Origin of the sequence: Streptomyces sp. NPDC005576, assembly GCF_042871745.1 — a bacterium.
Taxonomy (GTDB): Bacteria; Actinomycetota; Actinomycetes; order Streptomycetales; family Streptomycetaceae; genus Streptomyces.
Map to the genome: position 1 here is coordinate 114,454 of NZ_JBIAJC010000018.1, position 19,184 is coordinate 133,637.

The following is a 19,184-nucleotide window of genomic DNA, read 5'->3' on the forward strand; positions in this document are numbered from 1 at the left end:
CTCAGCCCTCCGCGGCGATACGGCGCAGCGTCCGTCCCAGGCGCCGGACGTAGCTCCGCTGGAACACCCTGACGAGCGGTCCGGCCAGGCGGGTGTACCAGAGAGCGGGCCGGGAGAACGCCGTGACGGCGAACCAGACGGTCCCGTCGTCCGCGAGTTCGACCACGAAGGACTCCTCGCCCCTCTCCGGATGGCCGTCGAGTGTTCCGTACGCGAAGCCGATGCGCTCCGGCGTGTAGTCGGCCCACACCACTTCGCACGGAGCCGTGAAACGCAACGGCCCCACGCGCAGCGTCACTTCGACGGCCACGCCCGCCTCGGCGCGGTCGGCGGAGGCGTCGACGAGGGTTCCCGCCGCACGGTGCATGCGCCACTCGGTCACCGCCGCACCGGCCGCCTCGAATGCGGCCCGGCCCCGGCCGACCCTGGCGCGGTGGCGCAGATGGTCGTACCCGCGCGGCAGTGGGCCCGCGCGGGTGGCGCCGGTCTCCTGGTAGGTGAAGGTGTGCATGCTGGCCGTCCTTCCGGTGCGTACGCGTCGGGCCGTGACTACGGGGACGACGCGGTCGTCCGCAACCGAGGCTAATACCTCGGTTGAACGTGTTCAAGGCTGCGCCGGGCGGCCGTATCCCGGCTTGCGGCCGGTGCGCGGGTGCGTCAGACATGAGTGGACCGACCACCCGTTAGTACTGACAGGAGAGCACCGTGCGCTCGTCCCGACGACTTCCGTATGCCCTGTCCGCCGTGGTCTCCGTGGCGGCCCTCTCTGCGGCCGGATGTTCCGGCGCACCCCGCGACGGGGCGGGCCGGCCCGCCGCGACGACCGTCGGGCACGAGGTGGTGCTCCAGCCGGCCGGCGCCCGGGGGCCGGCGCCCTTCACCCGGTCCACGGCGGGAGTGGTCCCCGGCGGCGAGGAGGTGCAGCCGCTTCCGGCGGGCGGCGCCCCGGCCGGCGCTCCGGCCGTCCACACCGTCAGCGGTGACGCGGCGGGGCTGTACGGAGGCGTCCGGAACACGCCCAGTTGCGACGTGGGCGCGCAGGCCGACCTGCTGACCGAGGACTCCGGCCGGGCCCGGGCCTTCGCGCGGGTGGCGGACATCGAGGCGGTGCAGATCCCCGGATACCTGCGCGCGCTCACCCCGGTGGTGCTGCGGGCCGACGTACGGGTCACCGACCACGGCTTCGCGGCGGGTGCCCCCACGAGTTTCCAGACCGTGCTCCAGTCCGGCACCGCGGTGATGGTCGACAGCCGCGGGCTGCCCCGCGTGCGGTGCGCCTCCGGCAATCCGCTCGCCCCCGCGGCGCCCCTCACCGGACGGGTCGCCGACCGGGGCGAGCGCTGGGCCGGGTACGCGCCCGAGCGCGTGCTCGACGTCCGGCCCAGCGCGCGGGTGCTGGAGAGCCTGGTCATCGCCGATCTCGTCGAGGGGACGTGGATCGAGCGACCGAGCGGCGAGAGCGCCGAGGACACGAACCCGGCAGCCCCGCCCGCGGCAGACCCGGGTGACACCTTCTTCCCCTTCTCTCCCGCCGTCTCGGACCTGTCGCCGCAGGAGGCGGAAGGCGCTGCGGATTCCGGTGCCCCCGAGGACGGCCCGGACGGCGCGGCCGCTCCCGGTGCCCCGGATGCGGAGGACGGGTCGCAGGGGCTGCCGGACTTCACGGGTGACGCGTCCGCCGATGGCCTCCCCGACTTCACCGGCGACGAGACCGGCGACGAGTCCGCGTCCGGTCTGCCCGACTTCACGGGCGAAGAGTCCGTCGAAGGGCTGCCCGACTTCACCGGTGACCCGGACTCCGGACCGTCCGCCCTCCCCGACTTCACCCGGGACGCCGAGGGGGCGGCGGACCTGCCGGACTTCACCACGGACACGTACTCGGGTCTGCCCGATTTCACCGACGGTGCGGACCCCGCGGTCCGGGACCACACCGGCGACCCCCGTACGGCGTGACCTTCCGCGGCGCCGCGAGCCAACCCCGTACAGGCCCTCTTAAGGGCTGTCCCGTAATTCCTGGCGGGTGCGCGACGACAGCAACGGCACCTCGCCGCGTTGTCGGAACGTCCGCATACGTCCAGTATGCGGACGCCCCTCCGCCTTGCGATGCACCGCATCCGACGCCGCGCACTGATCCACCACGCATTGCGGGCCAGCCCTTAGGTGCGACGAGTGATCCGAGGAGATCGCGCGCCGCACCTCTCTTCGCCTGCCGCCCGGCGAACCGCTCGAAGATTCTGACAAATGGTGGCAAAGTGGCCGACATGGATGATCGGGTAGCGGGTGCCCTGTCACTCCCGGAAGACTGGCCCGCCCACCCGGACCTCAGCCTCGCCCTGAACCGTATGGGCAGCTTCGACTGGGATCTGGACAGCGGCCTCATGCACATGGACCAGCCCGCACTCGACGTGTTCGACCTGCGGGCCGAGGAGTACGACGACCAGCCGGCCAATCTCGCGCTGCGGGTGCCGGAGGAAGAGGGCGCCCGGCTGGACGCCATGGTCACGCAAGCGCTGAAGACGGGACGGGAGAGCTACGGCGCCTACTTCCGCTGCCGGCTCCGCGACGGCTCGCTGCGCTGGACCCACACCCAGGGCTTCATCCGCCGCGACGCCGAAGGACGGCCCCGCCGCATCCTCGGCATCGTCCGGGACGCCTCCCAGGAGCTGGCGGACTCCGCCGCACGGCAGGAGCTCGCCGAGGAACGGCGTCGGCGGACCAATCTGGTGCAGGCCACGTCCGCGGCGCTCGCCCACGCCCGTACCGTGCAGGACGTCATCGACGTCCTCAAGAACTCGCGCGGACTGGCCCACCTGGGGGCGGCCAGCATCGTCATGGGCCTTCTGGAGGCCGGGCGCATCCACCTGGTGGCGGACGGGCCCGAGGGGGCGTACGTGCCGGGCACCCGGTACACGAAGGTGGACGAGCGGTATCCGATGAGCGAGGTCCTGCGGACGCTGACTCCCCGGTTCATCGGGACGCCCGACGACTTCGCCCTCTCCTACCCCGAGCTCTGGTCGCGGATCAGCCATCTCGGCGTCACCTCCGCCGCGTACCTGCCGCTGATCGCCCAGGCCCGCCCCATCGGCGCGCTCGGCCTGCTGTACGACGACCGGTCGGGCTTCGCCCCCGACGAGCGCAACCTCCTGGTCGCCCTGGGCAGTTCCATCGCGCAGAGTCTCCAGCGCGCGATGCTCTACGAGCAGGAGCACGACCTCGCCGAGGGGCTCCAGCAGGCGATGCTGCCGCGCCGCATCCCGGAGGTGCCGGGTGCGCAGGTCGCCGTCCGGTACCGCTCCGCCCGGATGGGGCGCGACATCGGCGGTGACTGGTACGACGTCATCCCGCTCCCCGGCGGCCGGGTGGGCGCCGTCATCGGGGACGTCCAGGGGCACGACACCCACGCCGCGGCCGTGATGGGGCAGCTCCGGATCGTGCTGCGCGCCTACGCCGCCGAAGGGCACAGCCCCGCGACGGTCATGGCCCGCGCCTCCGTCTTCCTGCGCGAACTGGACACCGACCGCTTCGCCACCTGCAACTACGCCGAGGTGGACCTGACCACCGGCGTGATGCAGATGGTCCGGGCCGGGCACATGGAGCCCCTGGTGCGGGACCCCGACGGCAGCTGCCACAAGCTGTACGTCGAAGGCGGCCTCCCGCTCGGGCTCTCGGCCGAGTTCGGCGGGCTCGACTATCCGGTGAGCACCGTCGAACTCGACCCCGGGCAGACGCTGGTGTTCTACACGGACGGGTTGGTGGAGCTGCCCGACACCGACTTCGACGCCGGAATGCGACTGCTGACCGACATGGTGCGCAACGGCCCGCAGGACATCCGGCGGCTGGCCGACCAGCTCTGCGAGGCGGTCGACCAGTACGGCGGCGAGGACGACGTGGCGGTCCTGCTGCTACGGCGCGACACGACGCCCACGCCGCAGCCCGGCGGGCGGCTCCGGCAGCACGTCGCCCAGAACGACCCCGAGGCGTTGAGTTCGGCCCGGCACATGATCAGAGCCGCGGTCCGCGCCTGGGGAGCCAAGGAGCGTGCGGACGAAATCGAACTCGCCGCCGACGAGCTGATCACCAACGCCCTGATGCACACGGACGGCGGAGCCATCGTCACCATCCGGATCCTCGCCGGAGGCGAGCGCCGGCTGCGGGTGGACGTGGAGGACCGCTCCAGTGCGCTGCCGCGCCGTCGCGACGCGGGGGACGCGGGCGTCTCGGGCCGCGGGTTGATGCTCGTGGACCGTCTCGCCGACGTCTGGGGGGTGGAGTCCCGGGGCGGCGGCAAATGCGTCTGGGGGGAGTTCCTCATCCCCGAACGGTCCGAACGGTCCGAACGGTCCGACGGGTCCGAACGGTCCGACGGGTCCGAGCGGTCCGGTGGGGCGGGCCGACCCGAACGCGAGTCTCGCCGCTGACGGGCGCTGACGGGCGCTGACGGGCGGGGCCGGATTCTTTGCTGGTCCGTGAACAGAGTCCGCCCCCTGCCGCACCGTAGCGGAACGTAACATGTCCGTTCTTGACCGTAATCGATCACCTGGTTTGACTGGGGTCGTACGGCGGTCCGGATCTTCCCCCGATGACATGAGGACCCCCATGGGTACCGAACTGCTCGCCCCTCTCGACCTGGCCTTCTGGCACCTGGAGTCCGAGGCCCACCCGATGCACCTGGGCGCGCTCGCGGTCTTCTCCCCGGTGCCCGGCGGCCCGCGACAGGACGTGCTGGAACTGCTCCGGGAGCGCGCGGCGGCCGTCCCGCGGCTCCGGATGCGGGTACGGGACGTCCTGCTGCCCCTCGGTGGCGCGGCCTGGTCCACCGACAAGGACTTCGACGTCCGGCACCACGTGCACCGACGCGTGCTGCCTGCGGGCGACTTCATGGCGGCGGCGACCTCGCTCGCGGGCGATCTGATGGAACGCCCGATCGCCCGGGGACTGCCGCCCTGGGAGATGTACCTGCTGGAGGGCGGGTCGGGTGACGACCCGTTCGCCGTGCTCGTGAAACTGCACCATGCGCTGGCCGACGGCATGCGCGCCGTCGCGATCGGCGCGGGCATCTTCGACGAGATCGCGGCCGTCGCCTCCCGCCGGGCGACGGCCGTGCGGCGTACCCCCGTCCCGCCGCGCTCCTGGATGCCCGGCCCCCGGGAGGTCGCCGGCCTCGCGCGCGGCCGCCTCGAAGAGGTCGGCCGGGCACTGGGGGTGGGGGCGTCGGTGGTGCGCGCGAGCCGGCTGGCGCCGGGCGGCTCCGGCGCCCTGGCGGCAGGCTCCAGCGGCACCCGGCGGCTCGTCACCGCGGACCTGGACGCGGAGGCCGTACAGCGCGTCCGCAGGGCAGAAGGCGGTACGGCCAACGACGTGCTGCTCGCCGTCGTCGCCGGGGCGCTGAGGCGGTGGATGACCGGCCGCGGCGAGGAGCTGCCCGGCGATCCCCGGGCCCTGGTACCCGTCTCGCGCCGGCGTCCGGGCGGGGCCGCCCAGAACGGCAACCGGCTCTCCGCCTACCTCCTCGGGCTCCCCGTCTCCGAGCCGGACGCCCGCCGCCGGCTGCTGGCCGTACGCGTCGCGATGGAGCGCAACAAGGCGGCGGGCCCGCTGAAGGGGGCGGGAGCCGTCGCCGTACTGGCCGACCGGCTCCCGCCGCTGGCCCACCGCTTCGGCGCTCCCCTCGCCGGTAACGCGGCCCGGATGCTCTTCGACCTCCTGGTCACCAGCGTCCCGCTGCCCCGCGCCGAACTGTCGCTCGGCGGCTGCCCGCTGCGCTCCCTCTATCCGATGGCCCCGCTGGCCCGGGGCCAGTCGCTGGCCGTGGCGCTCTCCACGTACGGCGGGCGGGTGCAGGTCGGCCTGGTCGCCGACGGCCGGGCGCTGCCGGACCTGGAGCTGCTCGCGGCGGCGATGACGGACGAGCTGGCAGAGCTCCAGGAACTCGCGGCTCGAGAGAGCGGAGCGTCCTCGCGCGTACGCGATCGGGCGGGAGTGAGGGAGCGATCGGACTGATGGCGGGTGAAGAGAGGAGCTGAGCGGTGCCTGCTCGGTTGACTTGCCTCAGTGATCCGATGAATATTCGCTCTGTACGGTAGAGCGATCATTCAGCGAGGGCGGCACGCCATGCGGACCAGCACACTCGGACGTACCGCCGTCGAAGTCACCGAGCTGTCCTTCGGCGCAGCGGCCATCGGCAATCTCTTCCGTGCCGTCGACCCCGGTCAGGCGGCCCTCGCGGTGGACGCCGCGTGGGACGAGGGCATCCGGCACTTCGACACCGCCCCGCACTACGGCCTCGGCCTCTCCGAGCGGCGGCTCGGCGCCGCACTGCGGTCCCGGCCCCGCGCCTCGTACACCCTCTCCACCAAGGTCGGCCGGATACTCGACCCGCTGGCCGCCGGAGGGACGCCCGCAGCGGACGGTCTCGACGACGGGTTCGCGGTGCCGGTGACGCACCGCCGCCGCTGGGACTTCAGCGCGGACGGGGTGCGCAAATCCATCGAGGACAGCCTGGCGCGCCTCGGCCTCGACCGCGTCGACGTGGTCTATCTCCACGATCCGGACGACCACGCCGAAGCCGCCTTCGGCGAGGCGTACCCGGCCCTGGAACGGCTGCGCGGCGAAGGCGTCGTCGGCGCGATCGGCGCCGGAATGAACCAGACCGCCCTGCTCACCCGTTTCCTGCGGGACACCGACGTCGACGTCGTGCTCTGCGCCGGGCGCCACACCCTCCTCGACGGCAGCGCACTGGACGAGCTGCTCCCCGAGGCCCGGGCCCGGGGGCGCAGCGTCGTCGTCGGCGGGGTCTTCAACTCGGGCCTGCTCGCTGATCCGCGCCCCGGCGCCCCGTACGACTACGCGACCGCCCCCGCCGAGCTGCTGGAGCGCGCCCTGCGGATGAAGGCCGTCACCGAGGCCCACGGCGTTCCGCTGCGCGCTGCCGCCCTGCACCACTCCCTCGCCCACCCGGCGGTCGCCACCGTGCTGGTCGGCACCCGCTCGCCGGCCGAGGTGCGGGACGCCGCCGCCCTGCTGCGCACCCCGCCGCCCCCCGCGCTCTGGGACGACCTGCGCTCCGAAGGCCTCCTCCCGGCCCCCGGTGCGCCCACCGGAGCGCGGAACCCCGGCGAGCGGTGACATGACCCCGCCCGCGACGACAGTCGACGCCCACCACCACGTCTGGGACCTCTCCGTGCGCGACCAGGAGTGGATCACCGGCGAGGAGCTCGCCCCCATCCGGCGCAGCTTCACCCTGGCCGATCTGGAACCCGAGGCACGGGCCGCGGGCGTGGGTGCCACCGTTCTCGTACAGACCGTCTCCGTCGCCGAGGAGACACCGGAGTTCCTGGCCCTCGCCCGGGGCAGCGACCTCGTCGCCGGGGTCGTCGGCTGGACCGACCTCACCGCCCCGGACGTCGCGGACACCCTCGCCGCCCTCCGGGCCCTGCCCGGCGGCGACCTGCTCACCGGAATCCGCCACCAGGTCCAGGGCGAGAGCGACCCGCGCTGGCTGCTCCGCCCCGACGTGCTGCGGGGCCTGGCCGCCGTCGCCGACGCCGGGCTCGCCTACGACCTGATCGTCCGGCCCCACCAGCTGCCCGCCGCGACGGCCGCCGCCGCACTGCTGCCCGGACTCACCTTCGTACTCGACCACGCGGGGAAGCCACCCGTCGCCCGGGGACGGCTCCGGCCCTGGGCCGACGACCTGCGCGCGCTGGCCGCACTCCCCAACACGGTCTGCAAACTCTCCGGCCTCGTCACCGAGGCGGACCCGCGCCACTGGACCGTGGACGACCTGCGCCCGTACGCCGACGTCCTGCTCGACGGCTTCGGACCCCGACGGCTGATGTTCGGCTCGGACTGGCCGGTGTGCCGGCTCGCCGCTTCGTACGAGGAGGTGCTCCGGGCCGCGCACACCCTCACCGCCGGCCTCTCCGGGGACGAACGCGCGGCCGTCTTCGCCGGGACCGCGACCCGGGTCTACCGGCTCGGCCGAACCTCCCCGCAGGCGCGCCGGGCGGACGACGGCCCGGCCAGCGGTGGCCGACCGGGCGGAGGCTGCGGCAGGCTGGACACATGCCCGAGCTGCCGGAAGTCGAAGCCCTGCGGGTCTTCCTCGGCGATCATCTGGTAGGCAAGGAGATCGCACGCGTCCTCCCGCTCTCCGTCAACGTGCTCAAGACGTACGACCCACCTCCCACCGCGCTGGAGGGCACGACCGTCACCTCGGTGGACCGGCACGGCAAGTTCCTCGACATCGGCGCCGGCCCCCTCCACCTCGTCACCCATCTGTCCCGGGCCGGCTGGCTGCAGTGGCGGGAGTCCTTCCCCGCCAAACCGCCGGGGCCCGGCAAGGGGCCACTCGCCCTGCGTACCGTCCTCGCCGACGGCGAGGGGTTTGACCTGACCGAGATGGGCAGCAAGAAGCGGCTCGCCGTGTACCTGGTGCACGACCCGATGGACGTTCCCGGCATCGCCCGCCTCGGCCCCGACCCGCTGGCCCCGGACTTCGACCGGGACGCCTTCGCCGCCCTGCTCGCCGGGGAGCGCCGCCAGATCAAGGGCGCGCTCCGCGACCAGTCGCTGATCGCGGGCATTGGCAACGCCTACAGCGACGAGATCCTGCACGCCGCGAAGATGTCCCCGTTCAAGCGCACCACCGACCTCGACGACGACGACATCAACCACCTGCACACGGCACTGCGGACCACCCTGGAGGAAGCCGTAGCGCGCACCAGCGGGGTCGCCGCCGGCAGGCTCAAGTCCGAGAAACGCGGCGGCATGCGGGTCCACGGACGGGCGGGGGAGCCCTGTCCGGTCTGCGGGGACATCATCCTGGAAGTGTCGTTCAGCGACTCCGCGCTCCAGTACTGTCCCACCTGCCAGACCGGCGGGAAGCCGCTCGCCGACCGCAGGACGTCACGCTTCCTGAAGTGAACGGGCCGCCGGACACCGCCTACACTCCGGCCTCATGCTGCGCGTACTCGCCGTCGACGACGAAGAACCGGCCCTGGAGGAACTCCTCTACCTCCTGCGCGCCGACCCCCGCATCCACCGTGCCGAAGGCGCCACCGGCGCCACCGAGGCGCTGCGCCGCATCGGCGCCGCCGTCGACGCGGGACCGGACCACCCCGACGCCATCGACGTCGTCTTCCTGGACATCCACATGGCCGGCCTCACCGGCCTCGACGTCGCCCAGCTGCTGGGCGGCTTCGCCGCGCCCCCGCTCATCGTCTTCGTCACCGCCCACGAGGGCTTCGCCGTGCACGCCTTCGATCTCAAGGCCGTCGACTACGTGCTCAAGCCGGTGCGCCGCGAGCGCCTCGCCGAGGCCGTACGCCGCGTCGCCGAACAGGTCGGGGAGCGCACCGCGCCGGTGCACGACGCCGGCGGAGACCCGGTGCAGGTCGAGCTGGGCGGAGTGATCCGGTTCGTGCCCGTCGAGGACATCGCGTACGCCGAGGCCCAGGGCGACTACGCCCGCCTGCACACCGACACCGGCAGCCACCTCGTGCGGATTCCGCTCACAACACTGGAGGAACGCTGGCGCTCCCGCGGCTTCGTCCGCATCCACCGCCGTCACCTCGTCGCCCTCGCCCGCATCGACGAACTCCGCCTGGACGCGGGCGCCATGAGCGTCCGCATCGGGGGTGCCGAACTCGCCGTGAGCCGCCGCCACAGCCGCGCACTGCGCGATCTGCTGATGCGCCAGGGAAGCCGCTGACCGGTGCCGTGTCAGCCCTGACCGGGGCGGCGGCCGAGCCCCTTCCCAGCCGTACCCCGTGCGCCTAAACTCCCAGCTCATGTCCGCAGAGCCCACGCCCCGGCGCGAGGTCGTGACGGGAGTGCCCCGGAGGGTGCGTCCGCTGCCGCGCCACCGCACCCAGTCCGAGATCGACGAACAGACCGCCCTCGGCGGAGCGTACGTACGCTCGTTGATGCGCAGCCAGCTCCGCGCCGGGCTCACCGCCTTCGCCGCCCTCGCGCTCGTCGCCGGCACCCTCCCGCTCGTCTTCACCACCCTGCGCAGCGGCGCTGTCGTCTGGGCCGCCCTCGGATTCGCCGCCTACCCGCCGATCACCCTCCTCGCCTGGTGGTACGTACGCCGGGCCGAACGCAACGAACGGGACTTCGCCCGGCTCGTGGAAGGCCGCCCCGCCCCGTGAGGAACCCCGCAGACCTCCCGTCCCACCTCCCCGCCCGTCCCCGAGAAGGGCACCTCGAACGGTGAACGCGCCGGACCACACGGCGTCGTGGGCGGCGGTCGCCCTCGTCGTCCTCGCCACGGTGCTCGTCGGCGGATTCGGCCTGCGGATCTCCCGCACCACCTCCGACTTCTACGTCGCCTCCCGCACCGTCCGCCCCCGCCTCAACGCGGCGGCGATCAGCGGTGAATACCTCTCCGCCGCCTCCTTCCTCGGCATCGCCGGACTGGTGCTCGTGCACGGCCCCGACATGCTCTGGTACCCGGTCGGCTACACCGCCGGCTACCTGGTGCTCCTCTTCTTCGTCGCGGCCCCGCTGCGCCGCTCGGGGGCGTACACCCTGCCCGACTTCGCCGAGGGCCGCCTCGAATCGCGCCCGGTGCGCCGGCTGGTCAGCGTGTTCGTCGTCGGAGCGGGCTGGCTCTACCTCGTCCCCCAGCTCCAGGGAGCCGGGCTCACCCTCCAGATCCTCACCGGGGCCCCGGGCTGGCTCGGGGACGTGCTCGTCGCCTCGGTCGTGGTGGTCGCGGTCGCGGCGGGCGGGATGCGGTCGATCACCTTCGTCCAGGTCTTCCAGTACTGGCTGAAGCTGACCGCACTCCTGGTCCCCGCCCTCTTCCTGGTACTCGCCTGGCGGGGCGACGGCGCACCGGCCGTCACCTTCGGCGGACAGCACTCCGTCTTCCGGGCCGACCACCCGCTCTATGCGACGTACGGGCTGATCGTCGCCACCTTCCTCGGCACCATGGGGCTCCCGCACGTCGTCGTCCGCTTCTACACCAGCCCCAACGGACGCGACGCGCGCCGCACCACCGTCGCCGTCCTCGCCCTGGTCGGACTCTTCTACCTGCTGCCACCCGTCTACGGGGCGCTCGGCCGCCTCTACGCCCCCGAACTGCGGCACGGCGGCGACGCCGACGCCGCCGTCCTGCTGCTGCCCGCGCGGGTCATCGGCGGGCTCGGCGGCGACCTGCTGGGCGCGCTGATCGCCGGGGGAGCGTTCGCCGCGTTCCTCTCCACCGCCTCCGGCCTGACCGTCGCCGTGGCCGGGGTCATCACCCAGGACGTCCTGCCGCAGCGCGGCGTGCGCTACTTCCGGCCCGCCACCGTCCTCGCCATCGCCGTGCCCCTGGCCGGGTCGCTGCTCGTCAGCAGGGTGCCGGTGGCCGACGCGGTGGCGATGGCCTTCGCCGTCTCCGCCTCGTCCTTCTGCCCCCTTCTGGTGCTCGGCATCTGGTGGCGCCGGCTCACCCCGCCGGGAGCCATCGCCGGACTGCTGCTCGGCGGCGGCTCGGCCCTCCTCGCCGTGGCGATCACGGTGAGCGGGGCCGTACGGCCGCCTGGCTGGTCCCACGCGCTGCTGGCCTGGCCCGCCGTGTGGTCGGTGCCGGTCGGCTTCCTCGCGATGGTCGTCGTCTCGCTCGCCACCCCGGGGCGGGTGCCCCCGGGCACCAACGCGGCGATGACCCGCTTCCACCTGCCGGAAGCCCTGACGACCGGGAGGGAACGGTGACCGGGGCCCAGATCGCCGTGCTCGCCGTGACTGTCGCCCTGCTGACCGGAGCGGCCTTCCTGCTCGGCCGCCGCACCGCCCGCCCCGTGCGGCCCAGCGACGTCGGGACCCCGGTCGAGCACGCGACCTTCGAGACCCTGCACACCGCGTCGCTGGCCGCACCCCCGCTGCGGGCCGGACTGACCGAGGACAGCGCCCGGCGCTCAGCCCGCAGGCTGCGCTCCCTGCTCGGTACCGACGCGCTCTGCCTCACCGACCGGGAACGGGTACTCGTCTGGGACGGCGCAGGGCACCACCACGGACCGGACGTGATGGAGCAGGTCAAGGATTTGCTGGAGAACGGCCGCGACACAGCCTTCACCACCGACTGCGGCGACCTCGACTGCCCGCTGCGTTGGGCGGTGGCCGTACCCCTCACCGTCGACCACCGGGTGCTCGGGGTGCTCGTCGCCCACGCACCGCGCGAGTCGGCGGTGCTGGCGCGCGCGGCCGGCGAGGTGGCCCGCTGGGTCTGCGTACAGCTGGAACTCGCCGAACTCGACCGCTCACGAACCCAGTTGATCGAAGCGGAGATCAAGGCGCTGCGCGCCCAGATCTCCCCTCACTTCATCTTCAACTCGCTTGCAGCCATCGCGTCGTTCGTCCGCACCGACCCCGAGCAGGCCCGCGAACTCCTTCTGGAGTTTGCCGACTTCACGCGCTACTCCTTCCGTCGCCACGGCGACTTCACCACCCTTGCCGACGAACTGCACTCCATCGACCAGTACTTGGCGCTCGTACGAGCCAGGTTCGGCGAGCGGCTGGCGGTCACCCTGCAAGTGGCCCCCGAGGTGCTGCCCGTCGCCCTGCCCTTCCTCTGCCTCCAGCCGCTCGTCGAGAACGCCGTCAAGCACGGGCTCGAAGGGGCCGTCACCCGCAGCCGGATCACCATCTCCGCGCTGGACGCCGGCTCCGAGGCCGAGGTCGTCATCGAGGACGACGGCACCGGCATGGATCCCGAACGGCTGCGGCAGATCCTGCGCGGGGAGGGCGGCGCCTCGACCGGCATCGGTCTGCTCAACGTCGACGAGCGGCTGCGCCAGGTGTACGGCGACGACTACGGGCTCGTCATCGAGACCGGCGTCGGAGCGGGCATGAAGGTCACTCTGCGGCTCCCCAAATACCGCGCCGGGGTCCACGGTTCCTGACCGTGCGCCGCCGCCTCCCGCGCGGTCCGTTGAACCGCCGGCGGATGATCCACGTGGGCAGAGGGGAGTGGAGTCGTTGAGCAGATACGAGGTTGCGATGACCGCCGGTCCGGCCGAACACCCGCACGTGAGGCTCCTGCTCGGCGCCTACGTACTCGACGCGCTGACCGAGCGGGAAGCCCGCGAGGTCTCACGCCATCTGCTCCTCTGCGACGGGTGCGCCACCGCCTACACGGAGGTGCTGCAGGCTCCCGGCTTCCTCGCCCTGCTGACCGAGCAGGACCTGCTGGAGTAGCCGGGCAGATCGCGCTGGAGCAGCCGGAGGGCGTAGTAGGAACGCGACTTGACGGTGCCCGGTGGTATGCCGAGCACCTCGGCCGTCTCCCCGACGCTGAGCCCGTGGAAGTAGATCTCCACCAGCACCGCACGGTGTTCGGGGCTCAGCCCGCGCACCGCCGCGCGCACGTCGAGGGAGCGGACCGCCGAGTCGGCGGTGTCCGTCGGGGCGGAGGCGCACTCCAGCACGGAGTCGCTCACCTCGGCGGGCCTCGCCTGCCGGGACCGGCGCGCGTCGATGGCGAGGCGCCGGGCCACGGTGAAGAGCCACGGCCGCATGGACTCGTACGGCGCGGCGAACGCCTCGGGGTGCTGCCACGCGCGCACCAGTGTCTCCTGCACCAGATCCTCGGCCCGCTGGCGGTCGCCGAAGGTCAGTCCCTGGAGGAACTGGAAGAGCGCGGGGCCGTGTTCCCGCAGCAGCTGCGCGATGGCGCGCTCGTCGGTGGTGGCCGTGGACATCGTGGAACGTCCCTTCCCGCAGGTCGCGGCGGCCTCGTTGCCGCCTGGCGTATAGGAACGCATCGGCGGGCGGAGGAACAGGCCGCGGGCGGGAGCGTGCGACGAGCGGTCGCACGGAGCGGCGAGCGGTGCGGTGAACGGTCGGTGGTCTCGGCTGCGGACCCTGCGGACCTTGCAGACCTTGCGGGCCCTGCGGTGGCCACCGGGGATCGCGCTTACGGCACCACCGTCACCGGCCAGCGACCCGCCTTCACCAGCCGCACCGCCACCGAGCCGACGATCCGGTGCCCGGCCGACTCGGAGGCGCCGACCACCACGGCGTCCGCCTTCAGCTCGTCCGCGGCGCTGACCAGCCCGTTGAACGGGTCACCGCGGAAGGTGTGGAACTCCCAGCGCACGTCCCAGGTGTCCTTCATCCGCTCGGTGGAGGTCCTGATCTCACTGATCAGCCCTTCCGCCACGTCCCCGGTGGTTCCGGCCACCGGCGCCCCGAGCGCCGCTCCGGTGGCCATCAGGGGCTGGACGTAGATCAGCGCCAGCGTGGCGTTCTGCCTGCGCGCGAGCCCGGCGGCGTAGGCGGCCGCCCGCATGGAGGATTCGGAGCCGTCGATGCCCGCGACGATCACTTTGGGACCATCAGTGCCACGTTCGAACTGGTGTCGCTGTTGCTCAGTCACGGCAGGAAGGCTAGCCGTTCACGTACGCGGTGCCGAACGGGGTCGCGGCGCGCTATTGGGCCGGTCGGCACAGGTGCCGTCCTTCCCTCGGGTACACCTTGCCGGGTCTCCGTGTCGCACGATCTGGATAAAAGATCTTCGTGCGAGCAGTTGGTCATGAAATATGAAAAGAAGCCGCCAGGGCGTCGGGTGCTGCTGAAAATCGCCGCCGGGCTCGGTGCGGCTGCCGCCGCGCGCCTGATCGCGGCGGAACCGGCCCGAGCCCCCGCCGGGCCGGCCGCCGGCCCGCGAACCCCGGTGGCGGCCGGTCCTCCCGCCGCGGTACCCCGCAGACCCTCCGCCTACCGGCTCCGGCCCATGGTCGGCCAGGCCGCCGAGGCCGCGCCCCGCCGCCGGCCCGCGCGGCCGCCCGTACGCACCCGGCCCTTCGAGGAGCTGCCGGACCTCGGACGTGCGATGGTGCTCACCTTCGACGACGGCCCCGATCCGCTCTACACGCCGCAGATCCTGGCCACCCTGCGGCGGCATCAGGTGCACGCCATGTTCTTCCTCTGCGGCGAGATGGCGAACGACAACCGCGATCTGGTGCGGGCCATCGCCGAGGACGGCCACGTGATCGGCAACCACACGTGGACGCATCCCCTGATGACCGGCCTGACCCGGACGGAGGCGAGGGACGAGATCGAGCGGACCAGCGAGGTGCTCCAGCGGACGGCCGGGGACGCCCCGCTCTGGTTCCGGGCGCCGTACGGGGCGTGGAACCGCAACACCTTCGAGATCGGCGCGGAGCTGAACATGGAACCGATGGCCTGGACGGTGGACACGCTGGACTGGGAGACGCCCGGTACCGACGCGATCGTCGGCCGCGTGCTGGACGGGGCGGCGCCGGGAGTGGTCGTGCTCTCCCACGACGCCGGGGGCGACCGCTCGCAGACCGTCGAGGCGTTGCCCCGGTACCTGCCCCGTCTGATCGACCGGGGTTACCGGCTCACGGTGCCGTACCGCACCTGAACACCGGCACCTGGCGCGCGGACCGGGCGGAGACGTCTCCGCCCGGTGCTTCCCGGCCGGGGCCCGGTGCGTTCCGGCGCGCCGGTCCACGGTCAGCGGGTCTCCGTCAGGCGCGCGAAGACGACCACGTTGCCGTCGTACCCGCCGGCCTTCGAGTAGCCGCCGCCGCAGGTGATGACCCGCAGTTCGGCGTAGCCGGTGTCCCCGTACACCCGGGGGCCGGGGAAGTCGGCCTTGGAGAACACCTCCACGCCGTAGATCTCGAAGACCGCGACCCTGCCGTCGTAACGGGTCACCTCCACGTGCTCGCCCTTGGTGAGGGCGCCGAGCCCGTAGAAGACGGCGGGTCCCGACATGTTGTCCACATGGCCCACGACCACCGACGTGCCCCGTTGCCCGGGGGCGATGCCGTTCTGGTACCAGCCCGCCAGATTCTTGTCCTGCGGGTCGGGTGCGGCGATCCAGCCGTCCTGGTCGAGGCCCACGTCCACGATCGGAGCGTCCACCTTGATCGCGGGGATCGAGACGCGGGCGGCGGGGGCGTACGGCAGCATCTGCACCGGCTCCCTCGCCAGGGGGGTGTCCTCCACGTCCCGCACGCTGTCGATGCGGGCGGCGGCGACGGGCTGCGGCGGCCCGTCCGGCACGTCGACGCCGTTCCTCATCAGTGCGATCCCCGTGAGCATGACCAGGGCGACCGCCCCCCAGGGAGTGTGTCTGGTCCGCTGGATCTTCCAGTTGTCCCGGCCCATGGTTCTCCCTTTCGTCGCCACGCTCGGCACGCTAGGGGCTAGAGGACGCGACGGCGATCGGAGCGGAGCGAACGGGTGGCGCGCGGTCCTCGGGGGTCAGTCGCCCTGCCTGTCGGAGTAATGACCACATAAAAGTTCTGACGGTTCGTGACCTGCGGCTCCGTCAGGCAGTGCCCCGCGCGGTTCGGCGTGTCGCCGTGCCGGGAGCGGCGGCGCCGACATGCGACTCGCCGCGGTTCTGGTGAGGGTTCGTCATGGGACGCGTTCGATCGATCCCGGAGGAGAGGCTTCCGGGGCGCGTCCCGCTGGAGGTTCACACGATGCGTGTTACACGCGCCCTCGCGGTCACCGCGACGGCATTCGCGGCGGTGGGACTCGCCCCCTCGCTGGCCGCCGCCGGCGGCGGCCCGACCCCGTCCGTCCCGGTGAACGTCACCGTCAACCCGCGCGCGGTCCATCAGGGCGCCACGCTGCAGATCAGCGCTCAGGGGTGCAACCGCGGCGGGCGGGTCTGGTCGAACGCCTTCCCGACGGTGGAGCTTTCGGCGGGCCGCACCGGGTACGCCACCGCGCGCATCCGTTACGACACCACCCCCGGGCACTACAACCTGTCGGTGCGTTGCAACAACAGCAACAACAGCAACAACAGTGGCAGTGGCAGTGGCAACGGGAACGGCAACAACAGCGGCAACGGGAACAACAACGGCGGCGGCAACAACAACGACGGCAACGGCTTCGGCAACGGCAGCAACAACGGCAACGACGCCGTGGCGACGGCGCGGTTCACCGTGCTCGACGGCCGTGGGGCTCAGGGCGGCCTCGGCGGCTCCATGGGACCCGGTTCGACGGAGACGCGGATCGGCGGCGCGCTGGTGGCGGCCGCGGCCGTCGGCGGTGCTGTCTTCGTCGTCCGCCGTCGTCGGACGAGCAATGCGGCCGTCTAGGGGGTCGTCCTTGCAGCCCGGACCGATAGGCCCGTCGCCCCGAGTCCTGAGTCAGGACCCGGGGCGACCGACGTTCGCGGTACGCCCCGGGGCCGTCACCGGTCAGTGACGGCCGGTGCCGGTCGGTGTGGCGCGACGGCGCACGAAGACGACGGTGGCGCCGGCAGCCACCAGGACGAGCGTCGCGCCCGCGGCGAGTTCTGCGCGGTCGAGCGACCCGACGCTCCCGCCGAGACCGCCCTGGACGCCCGCCGGGGCGGGCGACGAGGCTTTCGCCGTCGCGAGAGCGGTGGCGGTGCCGATCACGGGGGTGAGGGGGGCGACAGGTTTGGCGGGGGCGACGGCGGGGGCGGTGGACGCGCTCGTGGCGGTGCCGCCCGTGATGGTGAGACCGACGTTCTTCGCGTCGCCGCTGGAGCCGCATTTGAACGTCACCGCGTAGATCGCACCGCGCTGGGCGTCCCGGTCCACCGTGGCGACGGCCGTGGTGCTCCCGGCGGAGATGAGGGCGGTGTCGAAGACTCCCGAGGTGACGGTCGTCCCGCCCGAACACCCGCCGCTGCCCAGCGTGACCTGGCCGCCGGGCGCGATGACCGAGGGAGTGACGGTGGGGGTGAACGGCGACGTGCTCCCCCCGTCCGGTGCGGCATGGGCGGCGGGAGAAGCGAGCAGGAGGGCGGTGGCGCCGGACAGGGCGAGGGGTGCGACACGTATCGCGCGCATGTGAGCCTCCGGGGACCGAGGCGTATCCGCGGAACCGGTTTCCGCGACGCGTGAAGCATGAGGGAATACGTCTCGATGTCCGACACGCTAGGAGCGCGCCCCATGGTGCGCGATCGGAGTAAGGCGAATGGGGCAGCGCGGCCCCCGGGCGGTTCATCGCCCGGGGGCCGCGTCCTTCCGGCGTCCTCCTCAGCGCACCGCGTGCGGGAAGAGGTCGAGGAAGGGGGCCGCGGTCGCCGAGATGCCCCGCCCGAAGGGGGCGTCGAAGTCCCAGATCAGGAAGAGGAGGAAGGCGATCAGTACGCTGAAGAGGCCCGCTAGGAGCAACTCGCGGAAGGTTCTGCGGATCTGCAGCGTGAAGATCAGGCCCACGGTCACCAGGGCTCCGATGATGAGGCCGAACCACACCACCCCCGGCATCGTGGCCCCGGCGTTCTGCCCCCGCGCGCTGCGCGCGTCGTCGGCGGCGGCGACCTGGTCCACGAGCGGCTGGTAGGCCTGGCCCTCGTGGTCGTTCCGCGGGACGTACGTGGTGACGTCCGCTCGGATCGTGTCGATGAGCCGGGTGCCGCGGTCGGTGAGGGAGCCGTGGTTCTCCATGTACCGCCATTCGTCGTTCACCACGTAGGAGACGTAGGTGTCGACGTCGGCGCGGATGCGGTTGCGGACCTCCGCCGGATAGACGGACGACCGCGCGTGCACCTCGTGGAGGGCCTGGGCCTCCAGGCGTACGGACTCCTGGGCGGAGCTGCGGCCCTCCCAGACGCCCGCGATGGCGAGACCGAGCACGATGGCGTAGACCACGCCGATCATCATCGTCATGTACTCGATGACGTCGGGCGTTTCGGACGGGTCGTCGTCCTCGCCCACGCGGCGGTTGTTGAGGACGGCGATGGTGAGTACGACGGCACAGACCGATGCCATAGCGATGGAGAGGGCGATCCATTCCGACAAGGTGTCCTCCGTCGGGTCAGCGGGACGAGCGAGGCCGGAGCACCGCGACGGCGAACACCGCGGGAGCCGTGATCATCAGGGACAGCGTCACCAACGAGGTTCCGCTGTCGTGGACTTGGCGCCGGGGCCTGCGATAGGCCGGCATCGCGACCACATGGGCCGTGGGGCGCGCGGACGGGGTGGGTGAGGGGGGCGGCGACGGACTCGGCGCGGGTGGGCGCGGCGGGGCCGGCACGGGGGGCGGGGGCGCCGGCCGGGGAGTGGGGGACGGGAGTGCGCGTGGCGCCGGCGGCCGGGGCTTCGGGGGCGGCGGCGGGGGCGACGGCTCCGGCGGCGGGGGCGGCGGTGGAGTGGGAGACGGGGAAGGGGGCGGGGGTGGGGGTGGGGGTTCGGGCGACGGAGAGGGTGGCGGCGTCGGGGGAGGCGTGCATA

The 19,184-nt window shown here is 72.7% G+C and carries 18 protein-coding genes and 1 pseudogene; 13 read left to right on the forward strand and 6 right to left on the reverse strand.

Annotated features, from left to right (window positions below; translation table 11 throughout):
• Position 1 precedes the first annotated feature (1 nt).
• Positions 2 to 511 (reverse strand): DUF1990 family protein, encoded by a 510-nt coding sequence (locus ACFYPN_RS28375; protein WP_389302093.1) that lies wholly within the window; start codon positions 509 to 511, stop codon positions 2 to 4.
• A 194-nt stretch (positions 512 to 705) separates the two neighbouring features.
• Between ACFYPN_RS28375 and ACFYPN_RS28380 the strand changes: the two genes are divergently transcribed.
• The 11 genes and pseudogenes from ACFYPN_RS28380 to ACFYPN_RS28430 all read left to right on the forward strand — a co-directional run bounded on the left by ACFYPN_RS28380 (position 706) and on the right by ACFYPN_RS28430 (position 13,188).
• The gene (locus ACFYPN_RS28380) at positions 706 to 1,953 is read left to right on the forward strand and encodes a DUF6777 domain-containing protein (protein WP_389302096.1); all 1,248 of its coding nucleotides are present in this window, start codon (positions 706 to 708) and stop codon (positions 1,951 to 1,953) included.
• A gap of 308 nt (positions 1,954 to 2,261) precedes the next feature.
• The gene (locus tag ACFYPN_RS28385) at positions 2,262 to 4,418 is read left to right on the forward strand and encodes a SpoIIE family protein phosphatase (RefSeq protein ID WP_358764603.1); all 2,157 of its coding nucleotides are present in this window, start codon (positions 2,262 to 2,264) and stop codon (positions 4,416 to 4,418) included.
• 178 nt (positions 4,419 to 4,596) lie between these two features.
• On the forward strand, positions 4,597 to 6,000 hold the full coding sequence (locus tag ACFYPN_RS28390; RefSeq protein WP_389302099.1) for a wax ester/triacylglycerol synthase family O-acyltransferase: 1,404 nt from the start codon (positions 4,597 to 4,599) through the stop codon (positions 5,998 to 6,000).
• Between the two features lie 111 nt (positions 6,001 to 6,111).
• Positions 6,112 to 7,125 carry an aldo/keto reductase gene (locus ACFYPN_RS28395; RefSeq protein ID WP_358764599.1) on the forward strand — a complete coding sequence of 338 codons (1,014 nt, stop codon included), beginning with the start codon at positions 6,112 to 6,114 and terminating at the stop codon, positions 7,123 to 7,125.
• Between the two features lies 1 nt (position 7,126).
• A pseudogene (locus ACFYPN_RS28400) lies at positions 7,127 to 7,978 on the forward strand (amidohydrolase family protein); the annotation flags it as partial.
• A gap of 86 nt (positions 7,979 to 8,064) precedes the next feature.
• On the forward strand, positions 8,065 to 8,925 hold the full coding sequence (locus ACFYPN_RS28405) for an Fpg/Nei family DNA glycosylase (protein WP_389302102.1): 861 nt from the start codon (positions 8,065 to 8,067) through the stop codon (positions 8,923 to 8,925).
• 34 nt (positions 8,926 to 8,959) lie between these two features.
• Positions 8,960 to 9,712 (forward strand): LytTR family DNA-binding domain-containing protein, encoded by a 753-nt coding sequence (locus ACFYPN_RS28410; protein WP_358764593.1) that lies wholly within the window; start codon positions 8,960 to 8,962, stop codon positions 9,710 to 9,712.
• 79 nt (positions 9,713 to 9,791) lie between these two features.
• Positions 9,792 to 10,154, forward strand: a complete 363-nt coding sequence (locus tag ACFYPN_RS28415) for a hypothetical protein (RefSeq protein ID WP_358764591.1) — start codon at positions 9,792 to 9,794, stop codon at positions 10,152 to 10,154.
• A 61-nt stretch (positions 10,155 to 10,215) separates the two neighbouring features.
• On the forward strand, positions 10,216 to 11,706 hold the full coding sequence (locus tag ACFYPN_RS28420; RefSeq protein WP_358764589.1) for a cation acetate symporter: 1,491 nt from the start codon (positions 10,216 to 10,218) through the stop codon (positions 11,704 to 11,706).
• Positions 11,703 to 12,893, forward strand: coding sequence for a sensor histidine kinase (locus ACFYPN_RS28425; RefSeq protein ID WP_389302107.1), 1,191 nt, complete (start codon positions 11,703 to 11,705; stop codon positions 12,891 to 12,893). The genes ACFYPN_RS28420 and ACFYPN_RS28425 overlap by 4 nt, the downstream gene beginning before the upstream one ends.
• Before the next feature lie 97 nt (positions 12,894 to 12,990).
• On the forward strand, positions 12,991 to 13,188 hold the full coding sequence (locus ACFYPN_RS28430; protein WP_358764640.1) for a zf-HC2 domain-containing protein: 198 nt from the start codon (positions 12,991 to 12,993) through the stop codon (positions 13,186 to 13,188).
• On the opposite strand, the gene ACFYPN_RS28435 is transcribed toward ACFYPN_RS28430, so the two are convergent.
• Together ACFYPN_RS28435 and ACFYPN_RS28440 are read right to left on the reverse strand one after the other, a co-directional pair.
• Complete coding sequence (locus ACFYPN_RS28435; RefSeq protein WP_358764586.1) at positions 13,122 to 13,691, reverse strand: sigma-70 family RNA polymerase sigma factor; 570 nt, start codon at positions 13,689 to 13,691, stop codon at positions 13,122 to 13,124. The two genes, ACFYPN_RS28430 and ACFYPN_RS28435, sit on opposite strands and share 67 nt — an antisense overlap.
• 215 nt (positions 13,692 to 13,906) lie before the next feature.
• A complete protein-coding gene (locus ACFYPN_RS28440) occupies positions 13,907 to 14,368 on the reverse strand; it encodes a universal stress protein (protein ID WP_358764585.1) in 462 nt (153 codons plus the stop codon).
• Positions 14,369 to 14,524: 156 nt separating this feature from the next.
• On the opposite strand from ACFYPN_RS28440, the gene ACFYPN_RS28445 reads away from it, so the two are divergent.
• A complete protein-coding gene (locus ACFYPN_RS28445) occupies positions 14,525 to 15,379 on the forward strand; it encodes a polysaccharide deacetylase family protein (RefSeq protein ID WP_389302110.1) in 855 nt (284 codons plus the stop codon).
• A 92-nt stretch (positions 15,380 to 15,471) separates the two neighbouring features.
• Here the strand turns inward: ACFYPN_RS28445 and ACFYPN_RS28450 are convergent, their stop codons facing one another.
• A complete protein-coding gene (locus ACFYPN_RS28450; RefSeq protein WP_358765893.1) occupies positions 15,472 to 16,131 on the reverse strand; it encodes a class F sortase in 660 nt (219 codons plus the stop codon).
• Between the two features lie 320 nt (positions 16,132 to 16,451).
• On the opposite strand from ACFYPN_RS28450, the gene ACFYPN_RS28455 reads away from it, so the two are divergent.
• Positions 16,452 to 17,075, forward strand: coding sequence for a hypothetical protein (locus ACFYPN_RS28455; RefSeq protein WP_389302113.1), 624 nt, complete (start codon positions 16,452 to 16,454; stop codon positions 17,073 to 17,075).
• A gap of 102 nt (positions 17,076 to 17,177) precedes the next feature.
• Here ACFYPN_RS28455 and ACFYPN_RS28460 read toward each other — a convergent pair whose 3' ends face one another.
• The gene (locus tag ACFYPN_RS28460; protein WP_358765887.1) at positions 17,178 to 17,798 is read right to left on the reverse strand and encodes a hypothetical protein; all 621 of its coding nucleotides are present in this window, start codon (positions 17,796 to 17,798) and stop codon (positions 17,178 to 17,180) included.
• Between the two features lie 189 nt (positions 17,799 to 17,987).
• A complete protein-coding gene (locus tag ACFYPN_RS28465; RefSeq protein WP_389302115.1) occupies positions 17,988 to 18,752 on the reverse strand; it encodes a hypothetical protein in 765 nt (254 codons plus the stop codon).
• Positions 18,753 to 19,184: the final 432 nt, after the last annotated feature.

Excerpts from the sequence above, each read along its gene's own strand:
- ACFYPN_RS28375 (WP_389302093.1), bottom strand. The coding sequence starts at position 511 with ATGCACACCTTCACCTACCAGGAGACCGGCGCCACCCGCGCGGGCCCA.
- ACFYPN_RS28385 (WP_358764603.1), top strand. The coding sequence starts at position 2,262 with ATGGATGATCGGGTAGCGGGTGCCCTGTCACTCCCGGAAGACTGGCCC.
- ACFYPN_RS28390 (WP_389302099.1), top strand. The coding sequence starts at position 4,597 with ATGGGTACCGAACTGCTCGCCCCTCTCGACCTGGCCTTCTGGCACCTG.
- ACFYPN_RS28395 (WP_358764599.1), top strand. The coding sequence starts at position 6,112 with ATGCGGACCAGCACACTCGGACGTACCGCCGTCGAAGTCACCGAGCTG.
- ACFYPN_RS28405 (WP_389302102.1), top strand. The coding sequence starts at position 8,065 with ATGCCCGAGCTGCCGGAAGTCGAAGCCCTGCGGGTCTTCCTCGGCGAT.
- ACFYPN_RS28410 (WP_358764593.1), top strand. The coding sequence starts at position 8,960 with ATGCTGCGCGTACTCGCCGTCGACGACGAAGAACCGGCCCTGGAGGAA.
- ACFYPN_RS28415 (WP_358764591.1), top strand. The coding sequence starts at position 9,792 with ATGTCCGCAGAGCCCACGCCCCGGCGCGAGGTCGTGACGGGAGTGCCC.
- ACFYPN_RS28430 (WP_358764640.1), top strand. The coding sequence starts at position 12,991 with ATGACCGCCGGTCCGGCCGAACACCCGCACGTGAGGCTCCTGCTCGGC.
- ACFYPN_RS28435 (WP_358764586.1), bottom strand. The coding sequence starts at position 13,691 with ATGTCCACGGCCACCACCGACGAGCGCGCCATCGCGCAGCTGCTGCGG.
- ACFYPN_RS28445 (WP_389302110.1), top strand. The coding sequence starts at position 14,525 with ATGAAATATGAAAAGAAGCCGCCAGGGCGTCGGGTGCTGCTGAAAATC.
- ACFYPN_RS28450 (WP_358765893.1), bottom strand. The coding sequence starts at position 16,131 with ATGGGCCGGGACAACTGGAAGATCCAGCGGACCAGACACACTCCCTGG.
- ACFYPN_RS28455 (WP_389302113.1), top strand. The coding sequence starts at position 16,452 with ATGCGTGTTACACGCGCCCTCGCGGTCACCGCGACGGCATTCGCGGCG.
- ACFYPN_RS28460 (WP_358765887.1), bottom strand. The coding sequence starts at position 17,798 with ATGCGCGCGATACGTGTCGCACCCCTCGCCCTGTCCGGCGCCACCGCC.